Source organism: Serratia oryzae (genome assembly GCF_001976145.1).
In the GTDB taxonomy this organism is placed as follows: Bacteria; Pseudomonadota; Gammaproteobacteria; order Enterobacterales; family Enterobacteriaceae; genus Chania; species Chania oryzae.
Window position 1 is genome coordinate 162156 of record NZ_MOXD01000006.1, and the last position, 14805, is coordinate 176960.

Annotated in this window: 12 protein-coding genes; 1 reads left to right on the top strand and 11 read right to left on the bottom strand. The window is 53.8% G+C overall.

The window, feature by feature from the left end; genetic code table 11:
- Genes mraY through mraZ form a run of 7 tightly spaced genes read right to left on the bottom strand, consistent with a single transcriptional unit; the run spans position 1 to position 7434 of the window.
- On the bottom strand, positions 1 to 1083 hold the full coding sequence (gene mraY, locus BMI79_RS12810) for a phospho-N-acetylmuramoyl-pentapeptide-transferase (RefSeq protein ID WP_076942525.1): 1083 nt from the start codon (positions 1081 to 1083) through the stop codon (positions 1 to 3).
- Positions 1077 to 2438: a UDP-N-acetylmuramoyl-tripeptide--D-alanyl-D-alanine ligase gene (gene murF, locus BMI79_RS12815; protein WP_076942526.1), complete on the bottom strand. Its 1362-nt coding sequence runs from the start codon at positions 2436 to 2438 to the stop codon at positions 1077 to 1079. Before murF ends, mraY begins: the two co-directional genes overlap by 7 nt.
- On the bottom strand, positions 2435 to 3922 hold the full coding sequence (murE, locus tag BMI79_RS12820) for a UDP-N-acetylmuramoyl-L-alanyl-D-glutamate--2,6-diaminopimelate ligase (protein ID WP_076942527.1): 1488 nt from the start codon (positions 3920 to 3922) through the stop codon (positions 2435 to 2437). Before murE ends, murF begins: the two co-directional genes overlap by 4 nt.
- A complete protein-coding gene (locus tag BMI79_RS12825; protein ID WP_076942528.1) occupies positions 3909 to 5672 on the bottom strand; it encodes a peptidoglycan glycosyltransferase FtsI in 1764 nt (587 codons plus the stop codon). The genes murE and BMI79_RS12825 overlap by 14 nt, the downstream gene beginning before the upstream one ends.
- Before the next feature lie 42 nt (positions 5673 to 5714).
- Positions 5715 to 6035: a cell division protein FtsL gene (ftsL, locus tag BMI79_RS12830; RefSeq protein ID WP_076942529.1), complete on the bottom strand. Its 321-nt coding sequence runs from the start codon at positions 6033 to 6035 to the stop codon at positions 5715 to 5717.
- Positions 6032 to 6973, bottom strand: a complete 942-nt coding sequence (gene rsmH / locus BMI79_RS12835) for a 16S rRNA (cytosine(1402)-N(4))-methyltransferase RsmH (RefSeq protein ID WP_076942530.1) — start codon at positions 6971 to 6973, stop codon at positions 6032 to 6034. The genes ftsL and rsmH overlap by 4 nt, the downstream gene beginning before the upstream one ends.
- A 2-nt stretch (positions 6974 to 6975) precedes the next feature.
- The gene (gene mraZ / locus BMI79_RS12840) at positions 6976 to 7434 is read right to left on the bottom strand and encodes a division/cell wall cluster transcriptional repressor MraZ (RefSeq protein WP_076942531.1); all 459 of its coding nucleotides are present in this window, start codon (positions 7432 to 7434) and stop codon (positions 6976 to 6978) included.
- An 869-nt stretch (positions 7435 to 8303) separates the two neighbouring features.
- Here mraZ and BMI79_RS12850 point away from each other — a divergent pair.
- Complete coding sequence (locus BMI79_RS12850) at positions 8304 to 8744, top strand: L-alanine exporter AlaE (RefSeq protein WP_076942533.1); 441 nt, start codon at positions 8304 to 8306, stop codon at positions 8742 to 8744.
- Positions 8745 to 8778: 34 nt separating this feature from the next.
- On the opposite strand, the gene cra is transcribed toward BMI79_RS12850, so the two are convergent.
- The 4 genes from cra to BMI79_RS12870 all read right to left on the bottom strand — a co-directional run bounded on the left by cra (position 8779) and on the right by BMI79_RS12870 (position 14461).
- On the bottom strand, positions 8779 to 9783 hold the full coding sequence (gene cra / locus BMI79_RS12855) for a catabolite repressor/activator (protein ID WP_076942534.1): 1005 nt from the start codon (positions 9781 to 9783) through the stop codon (positions 8779 to 8781).
- Positions 9784 to 10068: 285 nt separating this feature from the next.
- Positions 10069 to 10563, bottom strand: a complete 495-nt coding sequence (gene ilvN / locus BMI79_RS12860) for an acetolactate synthase small subunit (protein WP_095996131.1) — start codon at positions 10561 to 10563, stop codon at positions 10069 to 10071.
- Complete coding sequence (ilvI, locus tag BMI79_RS12865; RefSeq protein ID WP_076942536.1) at positions 10563 to 12281, bottom strand: acetolactate synthase 3 large subunit; 1719 nt, start codon at positions 12279 to 12281, stop codon at positions 10563 to 10565. Before ilvI ends, ilvN begins: the two co-directional genes overlap by 1 nt.
- Before the next feature lie 371 nt (positions 12282 to 12652).
- Complete coding sequence (locus BMI79_RS12870; RefSeq protein ID WP_076942537.1) at positions 12653 to 14461, bottom strand: AMP-dependent synthetase/ligase; 1809 nt, start codon at positions 14459 to 14461, stop codon at positions 12653 to 12655.
- Positions 14462 to 14805 lie beyond the last annotated feature (344 nt).

Here is a 14805-nt window from a genome sequence, read left to right on the forward strand (position 1 = left end):
TTAGCGCACCTTGAGCGTCGCCAGGCCAATCAGCACCAGCATCAGCGAAATAATCCAGAAGCGCACGATCACGCGCGGTTCTGGCCAGCCTTTCAATTCGTAGTGGTGATGGATCGGCGCCATACGGAAAATACGTTGCCCGCGCAGCTTGAACGACCCCACCTGCAGGATCACCGACAGCGTTTCAACCACGAACACGCCCCCCATAATCACCAGCAAAAACTCCTGACGCAGCAGCACGGCGATCGTCCCCAGCGCCCCCCCCAGTGCCAATGAGCCGACATCGCCCATAAACACCTGAGCCGGGTAAGTGTTGAACCACAGGAAGCCTAACCCCGCCCCGACAATCGCGGTACACACAATCACCAGTTCACCGGCATGGCGCAGATACGGGATATGCAGGTAGCTGGCGAAATTCGTATTACCGGTAGCCCAGGCGACCAGCGCAAAACCGGCGGCCACGAACACGGTTGGCATGATCGCCAAGCCATCCAAGCCATCGGTCAGGTTGACCGCGTTGCTGGTACCGACAATCACAAAGTAAGCCAGCAGCACATACAGCAGACCAAGCTGCGGCATGACGTCCTTGAAAAACGGCACCACCAGCTCGGTGGCTGGTGTGTCTTTTCCTATCGCATACATGGTAAAAGCAGCAAGCAGCGCAATCACCGATTGCCAGAAGTACTTCCAGCGGGCAATCAACCCTCTGGTATCCTTGCGCACCACTTTACGATAGTCATCGACAAAACCGATGATGCCGTAACCCACCAGTACAAACAGCACGCACCACACATAAGGGTTGGACGGATAGGCCCACATCAGCACCGAAATGGTGATGGAGGTCAGGATCATGATGCCGCCCATGGTTGGCGTGCCGCGTTTGCTGAAGTGTGATTCCGGCCCGTCGTTACGCACCACCTGGCCGAAGGACATTTCCTGCAGGCGTTTAATCACCCGCGGCCCCATCCACAGAGAAATAAACAGCGCGGTCAGCAGGCTGACGATGGCCCTGAACGTCAGGTAGGAAAAGACGTTGAAGCCGGAGTAATACTTGACCAAATGCTCGGCCAGCCAAACTAACATGGTGCTTTCTCCTGTAACGCGCGTACTACCTGCTCCATTGCGGCACTACGTGAACCTTTGATTAACACGGTAATTACCGCATGTGCTGACAGTAATTCCGCTACGCGCGCGATCACTGCTGTCTTATCCTGATAATGCTCACCGTTACCGGCAGCCGAACTCAGCGTTTGGCTTAATTGGCCCACGCTGATCACTTTATCCACCCCGGCCGCACGGGCAGCTTCACCCACCTGACGGTGGCACTCTTCAGCGTCTGCGCCCAACTCGGCCATATCGCCAACCACCATCACCCGGTAGCCCGGCATCTCTGCCAGCGTCTGTGCCGCCGCGATCATTGAACCGACGTTGGCATTGTAGCTATCGTCCAGCAGCAGCTTGCCTTCTGCCAACACCACCGGGCATAAACGCCCCGGCACCGCTTGCAGTTGTTGCAACCCTTTGCGCACCGCTTCTAACGTTGCACCCACTGACATTGCCAGCGCCGCTGCCGCCAGAGCATTCGCCACGTTATGGCGGCCCGGCAGCGGCAGCTCAACAGCCACCGTGCCAAACGGGCTGTGCAGCGTAAACTGCGTACCCTTACCATTCACCTGGATATCACTGGCAAAAAAGTCTACCGCCCCTGCCGCCTGCGGCGAGAAACGCCACACTTTTTTGCCTTGTAATTGGGCCTGCCAGTGTGGCCAGTCGTTATTATCCGCGTTGATGATCGCCACGCCATTTGTGGGCAAACCGCCAAATATTTCACCTTTGGCCTGAGCCACACCGGCCAAAGAACCAAACCCTTCCAGGTGTGCCGCCGCCAGATTATTCACCAGTGCGCTCTGCGGCTGGGTTAAGGCGGTGGTATAAGCGATCTCACCAATATGATTCGCGCCCAATTCAATCACGGCAAAATCATGCTGTGGCTGCAGGCGTAGCAGCGTCAGCGGCACGCCAATGTCATTGTTGAAATTACCGGCGGTATACAGCACCTCGCCGCACTCGCGCAGAATCGCGGCGGCCATTTCTTTCACCGAGGTCTTGCCCGATGAACCGGTCAGAGCCACCACTTTGGCCGACACTTGCTGACGAACCCAGGCGGCCAGTTGCCCCAACGCAATGCGGGTGTCTTTCACCACCAGTTGCGGCACATCCCCCAATAAGCGCTTACTTACCAGCAGCGCCCCGGCACCTGCGGCGATGGCGTCAGGGGCAAAATCATGGGCGTCGAAGCGTTCCCCCTTCAGCGCCACAAACAGGCAGCCTGGTGTGATCTGACGCGTATCTGTCGTCACTTCAGTGATTGAGCAATCGGCACCGATCAGCTCGGCGCTCAGTACCTCAGCCAGGGTCTTCAGAGATACCGGGATCATGCCAACACCCCCAGCAGACGCGCAACGGTGGTACGATCGGAGTAGTCCAGGCGACGGTTCCCCACTACTTGATAATCCTCATGGCCTTTGCCTGCCACCAAGACGACATCCTGTTCTTGTGCTTGCATAATGGCGCTGGTGACGGCTTCAGCGCGCCCATGGATCACCTGCACATGCCCGGCATCCAGCAACCCAGCGAGAATATCTTTGATAATTGCCTGTGGCTCTTCGGTGCGTGGGTTATCGTCGGTGACCACCACCCGATCGGCGAATTGCTCGGCAATGCCCCCCATAAGTGGGCGCTTACCTTTGTCGCGATCGCCGCCGCAGCCAAACACGCACCACAATTGCCCCAGGCAGTGCAGACGTGCGGCTTCCAAGGCTTTCTCCAAGGCGTCCGGGGTGTGGGCATAATCCACTACCACCGTGGGTTTGCCCGGAGCATTAAACACTTCCATACGACCACAAACCGGCTGTAGCTGATTGGCGGTTTTCACCAGGTCAGCAAACGGGTAACCGAGCGACAGTAAGGTTGCCAGCGCCAACAACAGATTGCTGACGTTGAACGCCCCCATCAGGCGGCTTTCAATCTCGCCATCGCCCCAGCTTGAGCTGAAATGAATCGTGGCGCCGTTATCGTGATAGTTCACCGCCGTGGCTTTCAGCCAGCGGCCACGGCAGCCAGGCTGCAGGTTATCTTGCATGGTCACGGCCACAGCATCCGGCAGTTGCGCCAACCAGCGCTGCCCGACTTCATCGTCAGCATTGATAATCGCCTGCCCAACGTCATGGGCCGCAAACAGTGACCATTTAGCCGCTTCGTAGCTGGCCATATCGCCGTGATAATCCAGATGATCGCGGCTCAGGTTGGTAAACACGGCCGCAGCAAAACGCAAAGCGGCCACACGGTGTTGCACCAGACCATGTGATGAGACTTCCATCGCAGCAAAGGTTGCACCCTGTTCGGCCAGATCGTTAAGGATATGCTGGACATCCACCGCGGAACCGGTGGTGTTTTCCGTCGGGCAAACCTGATCCAGCAAACCGTTGCCAACCGTTCCCATCACCGCGGCTGTTTCGCCCAGCAGTTGACTCCACTGCGCCAACAGTTGCGTGGTAGTGGTTTTGCCGTTGGTACCGGTCACGCCGATCAAACGCAAGCGTTCTGCAGGCTGCTGGTAAAAACGCCCGGCCAGAGCGGAAAGGCGCTGATTGAGTTGACTCAGGTAAATCACGGGAACGCCGTGCATTTCGCAGATTTTACCATCTTCAGCCTGGCCTTCGGCTTCGGCGATAACGGCAGCAACCCCTTGTGCGATGGCTTGCGGAATATAGCGGCGGCCATCCGTTTGGTGGCCGACGACGGCGACAAACAGATCTCCGGCAGCCGCAATGCGGCTGTCTAATATCATTTCCCTAAGCCGGCGCTCGGGTGCCGCTGGCACCCAAGGAGCGAGTAAATCGCGTAAATTACGATCTGCCACCTGTACCCTCTTTACTGTTGATAACTAATTCGCTTTTGTCACCGGTGGGCAACGCATCCGGCTCAATGTTCATGATCCGCAGCACGCCCCCCATGATCGCACCAAATACGGGTGCAGAAATCGCACCGCCGTAGTACTTCCCGCCCTGTGGATCGTTGATCACCACCACCAGAGCAAAACGGGGTTGACTCGCGGGTGCCACACCCGCGGTATAAGCGATATAGCGGTTGACGTATTTGCCGTCCGGGCCGACTTTTTTAGCGGTACCGGTTTTAATCGCGATGCGGTAGCCCTTGATGGCCGCCTTCACACCGCCGCCGCCCGGCAAGGCCACGCTTTCCATCATGTGCACCACGGTACGCACCGTGGCTTCAGGGAAGACGCGCTCACCGGCAACCGGTGGATCAACTTTGGTGATCGACAATGGGCGATACACGCCCAGGCTGCCGATCGTGGCATAGACTCGCGCTAACTGTAACGGCGTTACCATTAGCCCGTAGCCGAAAGAGAAGGTGGCCCTCTCTATGTCAGACCACCGTTGTTTTTTTGGGTATAAGCCACTGCTTTCTCCGACCAGCCCCAAATTGGTCGCTTTTCCCAGCCCAAAGCGCGAGTAAGTATCTACTAACGCTGAGGACGGCATCGCTAACGCCAGCTTAGACACACCGACGTTACTCGACTTCTGCAAGATCCCGGTCATGGACAGTTCCGAATAACGCGCCACATCTTTGATTTCATGGCCGTTAATGCGGTAAGGAACGGTATTGAGCACGCTGTTCTCTTTCACCACGCCGTGCTGCAATGCCGTCATCACCACCATCGGTTTCACTGTGGAACCCGGTTCAAAAATATCGGTTATTGCACGGTTACGCATGGTGTCTTTAGGCGTACCGGCCATGTTGTTCGGGTTGTACGACGGGCTGTTGGCCATCGCCAACACTTCGCCGGTATTCACATCCACCAGTACCGCAGTGCCCGACTCAGCCTTGTTGAAGGCCACTGCGTTATTCAATTCGCGATACACCAGCGCCTGCAAACGTTCATCAATGCTCAGCATCAGGTTGTGCGCCGCCAGGCTGTCTACCGAGGAGACATCCTCAATCACCCGGCCATAACGATCTTTACGCACGGTTCGCTCACCCGGTTGCCCGGTTAGCCAGCGATTAAAGCTTTTTTCAACCCCTTCGATGCCTTCGCCATCAATATTAGTGACGCCGATAATGTGTGAAGTTACCTGCCCTGAAGGGTAGTAACGGCGTGACTCCTGACGCAGGTAAATACCCGGCAGTTTCAGCTTATGGATATAGTCACCAATCGCCGGGTTGACCTGGCGAGCCAGGTAAACAAAGCGCCCTTTCGGGTTGGCGTTAATACGGTTGGATAACTGATCGAGCGGGATCTGCAACGCATCAGAAAGCGCCTTCCAGCGCGAATCCAACGTAATTCCGCCGCGCTCGATCAGCTCTTTCGGATCGGCCCACACAGCGTTTACCGGCACGCTCACGGCCAATGGCCGGCCTGAGCGATCGCTGATCATGCCGCGCGCGGTAGGAACTTCCTGCACGCGCAGCGAGCGCATGTCGCCTTCTTTTACCAGCCGATCCGGGTTAATCACCTGCAGATAAGCCACGCGCACCATCAACCCGACCAACGCCAGCAGAATACAGCCGCACAGCAACGCAAAACGCCAGCTGACAAAGCTGGCTTGATCTTCCTGGCGTTTCAACTTACCGGGGCGTACTGCTTTCATCTGTTACCTTTCAGCTCCGTATCGTGAATGTGGTTAAGCCCTTTATGGTTTAACGATGATATTTTCCTGCGATGGATCAACGTGCTGCATCTGCAGTTTCTCCGTAGCGATACGTTCCACGCGGCTATGATCGCCAAGGGCGTTCTCTTCCAGAATCAGGTTACGCCACTCGATATCCAGCGCATCCCTCTCCAGCACCAACTGCTCGCGCTCGGCGGTCAGCAGGCGTGTACGGTGCGCGGTGGTGACCACAAAAACAGCAGTCACCAGCACGGCGATCAACAGAATCAGCGGGATCTTGGCGTTACGCAGCAAATCACCGCCAATAACCCCGACCAGTCCGTGGCGCTCATGGCCAATCACGCGGGCATCCTCTCGGCAATGCGCAGTACCGAGCTGCGAGCACGCGGATTTTCCGCCACTTCATCGTCAGACGGCATCATTTTGCCCAGTGCTTTCAGCGTGCGGCCTCCCATCTCACGCAACTGCGCTTCAGTTAGCGGAATCCCGGCGGGAACCTGAGCCCCACGGCTGTGGTGGCGCATAAAGCGTTTGACGATGCGATCTTCCAGCGAATGGAAGCTGATGATTGACAGGCGCCCCTGCGGAGCCAGCACCTCTAACGCGCCGTCCAGAGCACGCTCAATCTCTTCAAGTTCGCTGTTGATATAAATACGAATCGCCTGGAAACTACGCGTTGCCGGATGTTTGTGCTTTTCACGGAACGGACTGGCATTGGCGATCAGATCCGCCAACTCTTTGGTGCGCGTCATCGGTTCTACACGGTTTCTTTCGACGATGGCGCGGGCAATACGCTTGGCAAAACGTTCTTCACCGAAGGTTTTCAGCACCCAGGCGATATCGTCAGCTTCCGCTTTCATCAGCCATTCGGCGGCAGAATGGCCGTTTGAGGGATCCATACGCATATCCAGCGGGCCGTCGCGCATGAAGGAAAAACCGCGTTCGGCATCATCCAACTGAGGAGAGGAAACACCCAGATCGAGCAATACGCCGTCAATTTTTCCCACCAGATCGCGCTCCTGCACGTAGTGCGCCAGATCCGAAAACGGGCCATGTATGATAGTAAAACGGGGATCTTCAATCGATTCGGCAGCGGCAATAGCCTGCGGATCGCGATCAATTGCCAGTAAACGTCCTTCCGGCCCCAACTGGGACAGAATCAGACGAGAATGGCCACCGCGACCAAAAGTTCCGTCAATGTATGTGCCATTGCTGCGGATATTGAGGCCATTTACGGCCTCATCCAACAGGACGGTGGTGTGCTTATAGTTTTCCAACATGCTTATAGTGACAAGTCCTGTAGCCGCTCAGATAACGGTTCCTGAGTGGACTGTTCAGCGTCAATATCCTTCTTGACTTGTAGATACCAGGTCTGTTCATCCCACAGTTCAAACTTGTTGAACTGCCCGACCAGCATCACTTCTTTACTCAGCCTGGCGTGTTGACGCAGCGTACTGGCTAACAACAGGCGCCCGGCACTATCCATCTGACACTCGCTAGCATGCCCTAACAGCAAGCGCTGAACGCGGCGCTCCGCGGGATTCATGCTCGACAGACGGGACAATTTTTGTTCAATGATTTCCCACTCGGGTAATGGATAAAGCAACAGGCAGGGCTGATGGAGGTCAATGGTGCAAACCATTTGGCCTTGCGACGCCTCATTCAGTAAATCCCGATAACGGGTAGGTACGGCGAGCCGTCCTTTACTGTCGAGGTTAACCATCGTTGCTCCACGGAACATACCTGAGTTACCCCCTGGTGACCTTTTTCACCACTTTACTCCACAAATCCCCACATAATGGAGTTTACGGAGGGTATGAAAACCTTGTCAAGCCAGAGCGGCAGCGCTTTGGCAATATTTCAGTGTTCATTCTGAGGGGTGACTCACGAAAGGAACTCGATTAATTAAACGAATAAAAATTAACACCATGATAAACGAGAAGAATTTCCTAAACAGAAATGAGGTGGTTAAAAAACTGACAAATTGGCGATTAATTGACTCATTACTTCCTTCTGCAACCCAGGTCTCACTTTTCAATCACGTCATCATTGGGTATCACCCTGCGGCAAGCCGCATCCAACAAGGCCTGGCCCTGGCTTACCCATTTGCCATCATGTGCTATAAACCATTGACTTAATAACACTCGATAGATATTTCGCCGTAAACCGCGCGCTATTTTACTTCAATTATTCCACGCATGGATAATTCATAAGAAAAATATCCCTTTCAAATAGCACCGCCTTACCGGTCACGATTTTAATTCATATGATGGGATTACTCTCAAAATAATCTTTTAGCCTTCAGGTTGCATTTTTTTACATTTCTTTTGATTTCTCGCTAACTGGCATTTTTGCACCAAAATCAAGGTAAAATCCACAACTCATTGTTTTTAATTACTTTGTTGATGTTCACCAATTTTAATCCCTCCAATCTGTATTTTAGCTCCTCTCGTCAGGATAAAAACCAAACAACCGTTAAAAATAAAAATATTAAGCTAATTAAAATTAACAAAATAGATTAGTAGACTAGTAAAAAGTCAATAAGTCAGTTTATTACACTAAATTAACATTCAAAGCAGACAGGTTAACCTAACGCCAGGAGTTGTTCCCATGTTTTCACCTGCTTCACGCTTACGCAGTGCCGCCGCCGATACCTTTGCCTTGGTGGTGTACTGTTTTCTGGCAGGTATGGCGATCGAGATCCTGATTTCTGGCATGAGTTTCGGCCAATCGCTCTCTTCGCGTTTATTGTCGATTCCCGTCAATATTCTTATTGCCTGGCCCTACGGCCGCTACCGCGACTTTTTTATCGCAACAGCCCGCCGTCTCCCACACGGGCAGTTTTTGCTGCGCAATCTGGCCGATCTTCTGGCCTATGTCAGTTTTCAGTCACCGGTTTACGCCGCTATTTTGTGGAGCGTGGGAGCTGATGAGCAACAAATCATGGCGGCGGTAGCCAGCAATGCGCTGGTATCGATGGCGATGGGAGTGGTATACGGCTATTTTCTGGAATATTGCCGCCGGCTATTCCGCGTTGTGGGATATGTATAAAGCCAAAGGCCAGCGGCATGCTGGCCCTATTCACTCATCTCCGGCTCAGGCTGCCGCGGCGGAACAGGTTACGGCGAATGCGCGTCATGCCCGGCTTCGGCTTACGTGGCTCGTCAAGGCTTGCCAGAACCAGTTCCAGCACCCGCTCAGCCACATCGCGATGGCGCTGCGCAACGGCCAGCACTGGGCATTCCAGGAAATCCAACAGCTCATTATCACCAAAGGTGGCGATCGCCAGATCCGTCGGTAAGCGGCCATACTTTTTCAGCGTCACATCCATCACGCCCTGTAACAGTGAAAAGGAGGTGGTAAACAGCGCCTGCGGCATTGAGTGGGTTTTCAGCCATTCGGCAAACAGCGCCCCTGCCGCCTCGCGTTCATAGCTGTTGGCATACAGATAGTCCACGGGGCGTTCGTCATCCTGCCACGCTTGACGGAACCCCTGCTCACGCAGAAAACTCACCGAAAGCTCTGGCAGAGCCCCAAGATACAGCACCGATTTCGCCGGGAAGCTGCGCAATTCCTGCGCCAGAGCCAAGGAGTCTTCCTGATCGGCCCCGACAACGCTGATAAAATGCTCACGATCCAGCGCACGGTCTAACGCAATAATCGGGAAAGGATCGTTAGCCCAGCGCTGGTAGAAAGGATGCTCCGGCGGCAAGGCAGTCGACACGATGATCGCATCCACCTGGCGTTGCAGCAGATGCTCCACGCAGCGCATTTCGTTATCCGGCTGATCTTCTGAACAAGCGATCAGCAGTTGATAACCACGCTGGCGCGCCTGGCGCTCCAGATAGTTGGCGATGCGGGTATAGCTGGTATTTTCCAGATCGGGTATCACCAGGCCGATTGAACGAGTACGGCCAGCGCGTAACCCCGCCGCGACAGCATTCGGGTGATAGTTGTGCTCCCTGACCACGGCCATCACTTTTTCGACGGTTTTATCGCTGACACGATACTGCTTCGCCTTGCCGTTGATGACATAACTGGCCGTGGTGCGCGAAACGCCGGCGAGACGCGCGATTTCATCCAGTTTCACGTTAACCCCTTAATGACGCTGAAAATAAAATAGCAATTAAGATTGCGGCTTAACTCTTACACTCTCAGATAGCAGCCAAACAAAGCGGCGATTTGAAAGCGGAGAGATCGTGAGTAACCATAATAACTACAGTGGTTATTCATCCCAGTCTTTGGATCTAACCGCAGAAAACCCGACCGAGCAACCGCTTTTGCAGAAAGGTGCCAGCAAACGAACAAAAAGTGAAAAGAAAGGGCGCAGCCATAAAGCTACGCCCTCTCGTTGGTCAGCAAGCATGCAGCGTGGTTAGCGCATGATTTTATCGCCGCGGGAAACGCCCACAATTCCCGAACGGGCGACCTCAACAATTTCTGCCACTTCACGCACGGCATTGAGGAAAGCATCTAGCTTGTCGCTGGTGCCTGCCAGTTGAACGGTGTACAGCGAAGCCGTGACATCCACAATCTGGCCGCGGAAAATGTCCGTGCTGCGCTTCACCTCTTCACGCCCGTAGCCGCTGGCCTGCAACTTCACCAGCATGATTTCACGCTCCACGTGCGCCCCTTGGACCAGTTCGCTGACGCGCAACACATCGACCAGTTTGTGCAGTTGCTTTTCAATCTGCTCCAGCACCTTTTCATCGCCAACGGTCTGAATGGTCATGCGTGACAGCGTCGGATCGTCAGTTGGCGCGACCGTCAGGCTCTCAATGTTATAGCCACGCTGGGAGAACAGCCCAACCACGCGCGACAATGCACCGGATTCGTTTTCCAGTAGTACAGATAAAATACGGCGCCTCATCAGGTTCTCTCCGTTTTGCTTAACCACATATCGTCCATGCTTCCACCGCGGATCTGCATTGGGTAAACATGTTCGCTTTCATCGACGGTAACATCGACAAATACCAGCCGCTCTTTCTCGGCCAGCGCCTGTGCCAGCTTGCTTTCCAGTTCATCTGGCGTGCGAATGGCAATGCCCATATGACCATAAGCCTCTGCCAGCTTCACAAAGTCCGGCAGAGAATTCATGTAAGACTGAGAATGGCGACCTGAGTAGATCATATCCTGCCACTGCTTCACCATGCCCAGATAGCCGTTGTTCAGATTGAGCACAATCACCGGCAGGTTGTATTGCAGGGCGGTGGACAATTCCTGAATATTCATCTGGATACTGCCATCACCGGTCACACACACCACGGTTTCTTCCGGCAGGGCCAGCTTCACCCCAAGCGCCGCAGGCAGGCCAAAGCCCATGGTGCCCAAACCACCGGAATTAATCCAACGGCGTGGTTTATCAAACGGATAGTAGAGCGCGGCAAACATCTGGTGCTGGCCGACGTCAGAAGTGACGTACGCATCGCCTTTGGTCAGCCGGTGCAAGGTTTCAATCACCGCCTGCGGCTTGATGGTGCCACTGCTTTTGTCGTAACTCAGGCAATCACGTGCCCGCCACTGCTCAATCGACTGCCACCAATCGCGCAGCGCATCGAAATCCTGCGCTTTATCACTCTGCGCCAACAGCTCCAGCATTTGCACCAGCACCTGCTTGGCATCACCGACGATGGGAATATCGGCATCGACCGTTTTGGAAATGGAGGTCGGATCGATATCAATATGCAGCACGGTGGCGTCAGGGCAATATTTGATCAGGTTGTTGGTGGTACGATCGTCAAAACGCACGCCAATGGCAAAGATCACATCAGAGTGATGCATGGTTTTATTGGCTTCATAAGTGCCGTGCATCCCCAACATGCCCACACTTTGCCGATGGGTGCCAGGAAAAGCCCCTAAGCCCATCAATGTACAGGTTACCGGCAGATTCAGCTTTTCCGCCAACTGCAGCAACTCTTCATGACAGCCTGAATTGATTGCGCCGCCCCCGATATACATCACCGGTTTTTTCGCGGCCAGAATGGTCTGCAACGCGCGCTTTATCTGCCCACGATGCCCCTGCACCGTTGGGTTATAAGAGCGCATGCTGACGTCTTTCGGGTAGGCGTAAGGCATTTTCACCGCCGGGCCGACGATATCTTTGGGCAGATCGATCACCACCGGGCCAGGACGGCCGGTAGACGCCAGATAAAAGGCTTTTTTCAGTACGGAAGGGATATCTTCCGTGCGCTTCACCAGGAAGCTGTGCTTCACCACCGGGCGCGAGATCCCCACCATATCGCACTCCTGGAAGGCATCGTAACCAATCAGTGAGCTGGTTACCTGGCCGGAAAGCACCACCATCGGGATGGAATCCATATAGGCGGTAGCGATACCGGTAATCGCATTGGTTGCACCAGGGCCGGAGGTGACCAGAACCACCCCCACTTCACCGGTTGCACGCGCATAGCCATCGGCCATATGCACGGCGCCCTGCTCATGCCGCACCAGAATATGATCGATTCCCCCAACCGTGTGCAGGGCGTCATAAATATCGAGTACCGCCCCGCCCGGATAGCCGAATACATGTTTAACGCCCTGATCGATCAACGATCGGACGATCATCTCGGCTCCTGACAACATCTCCATGGGTTTGCCTCCAGGCTTGCTTAATTCTTGTCTGGCGCCGGAACGAAGCGCCTGTTGCGGGGCAACGCCCCAAAATTGATGGATATTCTAAAACTCACCAGGCTGTATCGCAGCATTAAACCGTGTCAGCGGCGCTCAATACCAACGTACAGCCTAACATAACGTCAGAATATGAGGCAGGCAAACGGCAAAACAACTTATTAACAACAAGGTTATTGTCATTAAAGGGGAGATAGGGAACTTACAGAAACAATGCACTGGCTATAAACATAACAACCAGGCATTGTTTCGGAAATTCAGGAAATTACAGAACGATATCAGATGAAGAGTTCTGATAGTTTTTCACTGGGAAAAACCTTCACCTGACAACGTTATAACTTTTCCTGATACATGGATTCGATCTCATTCTGATAGCGCTGCAAGATCACCTTACGCCGCAGCTTCAGCGTTGGCGTCAGTTCACCCAGTTCCATGGAGAACGCCGCAGGTAGCAGAGTAAACTTTTTCACCTGCTCGAACAGTGCCAGCTCTTTTTGCATCTCACGCAGACGTTTTTCAAACATTTCAATAATATGGCTGTTACGCAGCAACTCTAGCCGATCCTGATACTTCAGATTAATCGATCGGGCATACTCTTCCAGCGACTCAAAACTGGGCACGATCAGTGCGGAAACAAACTTGCGCGCATCGGCGATGATCGCAACCTGCTCAATAAAGCGATCCTGTACCAGAGTGCCCTCCAGCATTTGCGGGGCAATGTACTTACCACCGGAGGTTTTCATCAAATCCTTCAACCGCTCGGTGATGAACAAGTTGCCACTTTCGTCGATCATACCGGCGTCGCCGGTTTTCAACCAACCATCAGCCGTAAAGGTATCGGCGGTTTCCTGCGGTTTATTGAAATAACCACGCATCACGATCGGCCCACGCACCTGGATCTCGTTCTCTTCACCAATGCGCACTTCCACCCCCGGTAAGGGTTTGCCGATCGAGCCAAAGCGGAAATTATTCTCTTCCCAACAGGAGACCGTGGCACAGGTTTCCGTCATGCCATAGCCGTACTTGATGTTCACCCCCATCGCCTCGAAAAACAGAATGACGTTGTCATCCAGTTTGGCGCCGGCCGCAGGCAGAAAACGTACCCGCCCACCCAGAATTGCACGCAGCTTACTCAGCACCAGCTTGTCTGCCCAATGGTGGGAAAGATCGAACAGTTTGCCAAGCGGCCTGCCCGCGCGTTCCTGCAAGAACTTGCGTTCACCGCAAACAATCGCCCAATGGAACAGCGCGCGGCGCAACCAGGGCGCGCGCGCGACCTTCTCATGCACCGCGCTGAAGATTTTTTCATAAAAACGCGGCACCGCACACATCAGGGTGGGCTTCACCTCAGCCATCGCCTCACGTACCCAGTCGGTATTCGGCAGATAGACGTTCTGAGCACCGGAATGCATGATAAAGAAGCTCCAGGCCCGTTCAAAAACATGTGACAACGGTAAGAAGCTGAGCGAAACATCATCTTCCGTTACCGTGATGCGATCGTCATGCAGTTGCAGTTGCGCCGCCATATTACGGTAATCCAGCATCACGCCTTTCGGCTCACCGGTGGTGCCAGAGGTATAAATCAGGGTAAACAGATCCTGCAGGCTGCTATCAGCCACTCTCTCCCAGCGCAAAGTGTCAAAGCGTTCAACATCCGCTTCGCGCTCAAAATGGCTCAGGTACTGGGCAATTTCACAACCACGTAAATCAGCGGCGTCGTCAAACACGATAATCTGGGTGAGCTGTGGGCAAATCGCGCGTAGCGCGATAGCCGCATCCAGTTGTGCCTGCGCACCGACAAACACAATGCGAATATCGGCATCATTGATGATAAAAGCGGCCTGCGCTGCGGTGTTGGTCGCATACAAAGGAACGCTGACAGCACGCAGTTGCAGAATAGCCAGATCGGCCAGCGACCAGGCCATACAATTATTGGCAAAGATCGCGACACGCTCCTGCACCTCAACACCCTGTGCCAAAAGCGCACTGGCAATGTGCTCCACATGGGTACCAACCTGTGACCAGGTCAAGTGCGTTTCTCCCTGAGGGGACCACTGGCGAAAAGCAGTGCGGTCAGCACGCTGGGAAATTTGGTGCTGGATACGTTGGACCAGATGGTAATGCTGCAATTTATTGGTCATAGAGCTCTAAGCCTGAAATGAATCAAACGGTCAACCACGATCGGAACTCAAGTTCCTCGATCTCAGCTTACACGTGTTTACTTTTTTTTGCGCAGTCTACCGGCTCACCAACACCTGGAAAAGGGATTTCAGCGTAAAAGTGTGAGCTAAAATTGGGTTATCCCTATTTAGCCCTGGTTCAGGGCATCGCGGGCGGGCCAAAAGCGTTATTCTGCATAGATAAAAGAGAGGAAGATGAGTGACAAAGGATTAACAGGCTAAAACTCCAGTGATAACATTTAATGCAGAATTTAATTTCATAAATAGAAATTTATTAAAATACTGCATAGAAAACGTTACCAGAA

Bases quoted from the DNA above. Each gene is read 5' to 3' on its own strand.
- BMI79_RS12870 (WP_076942537.1), bottom strand. From the start codon at position 14,461: ATGACCAATAAATTGCAGCATTACCATCTGGTCCAACGTATCCAGCAC.
- ilvI (WP_076942536.1), bottom strand. From the start codon at position 12,281: ATGGAGATGTTGTCAGGAGCCGAGATGATCGTCCGATCGTTGATCGAT.
- murF (WP_076942526.1), bottom strand. From the start codon at position 2,438: ATGATCCCGGTATCTCTGAAGACCCTGGCTGAGGTACTGAGCGCCGAG.
- BMI79_RS12825 (WP_076942528.1), bottom strand. From the start codon at position 5,672: ATGAAAGCAGTACGCCCCGGTAAGTTGAAACGCCAGGAAGATCAAGCC.
- rsmH (WP_076942530.1), bottom strand. From the start codon at position 6,973: ATGTTGGAAAACTATAAGCACACCACCGTCCTGTTGGATGAGGCCGTA.
- BMI79_RS12850 (WP_076942533.1), top strand. From the start codon at position 8,304: ATGTTTTCACCTGCTTCACGCTTACGCAGTGCCGCCGCCGATACCTTT.
- mraY (WP_076942525.1), bottom strand. From the start codon at position 1,083: ATGTTAGTTTGGCTGGCCGAGCATTTGGTCAAGTATTACTCCGGCTTC.
- ilvN (WP_095996131.1), bottom strand. From the start codon at position 10,563: ATGAGGCGCCGTATTTTATCTGTACTACTGGAAAACGAATCCGGTGCA.
- mraZ (WP_076942531.1), bottom strand. From the start codon at position 7,434: ATGTTCCGTGGAGCAACGATGGTTAACCTCGACAGTAAAGGACGGCTC.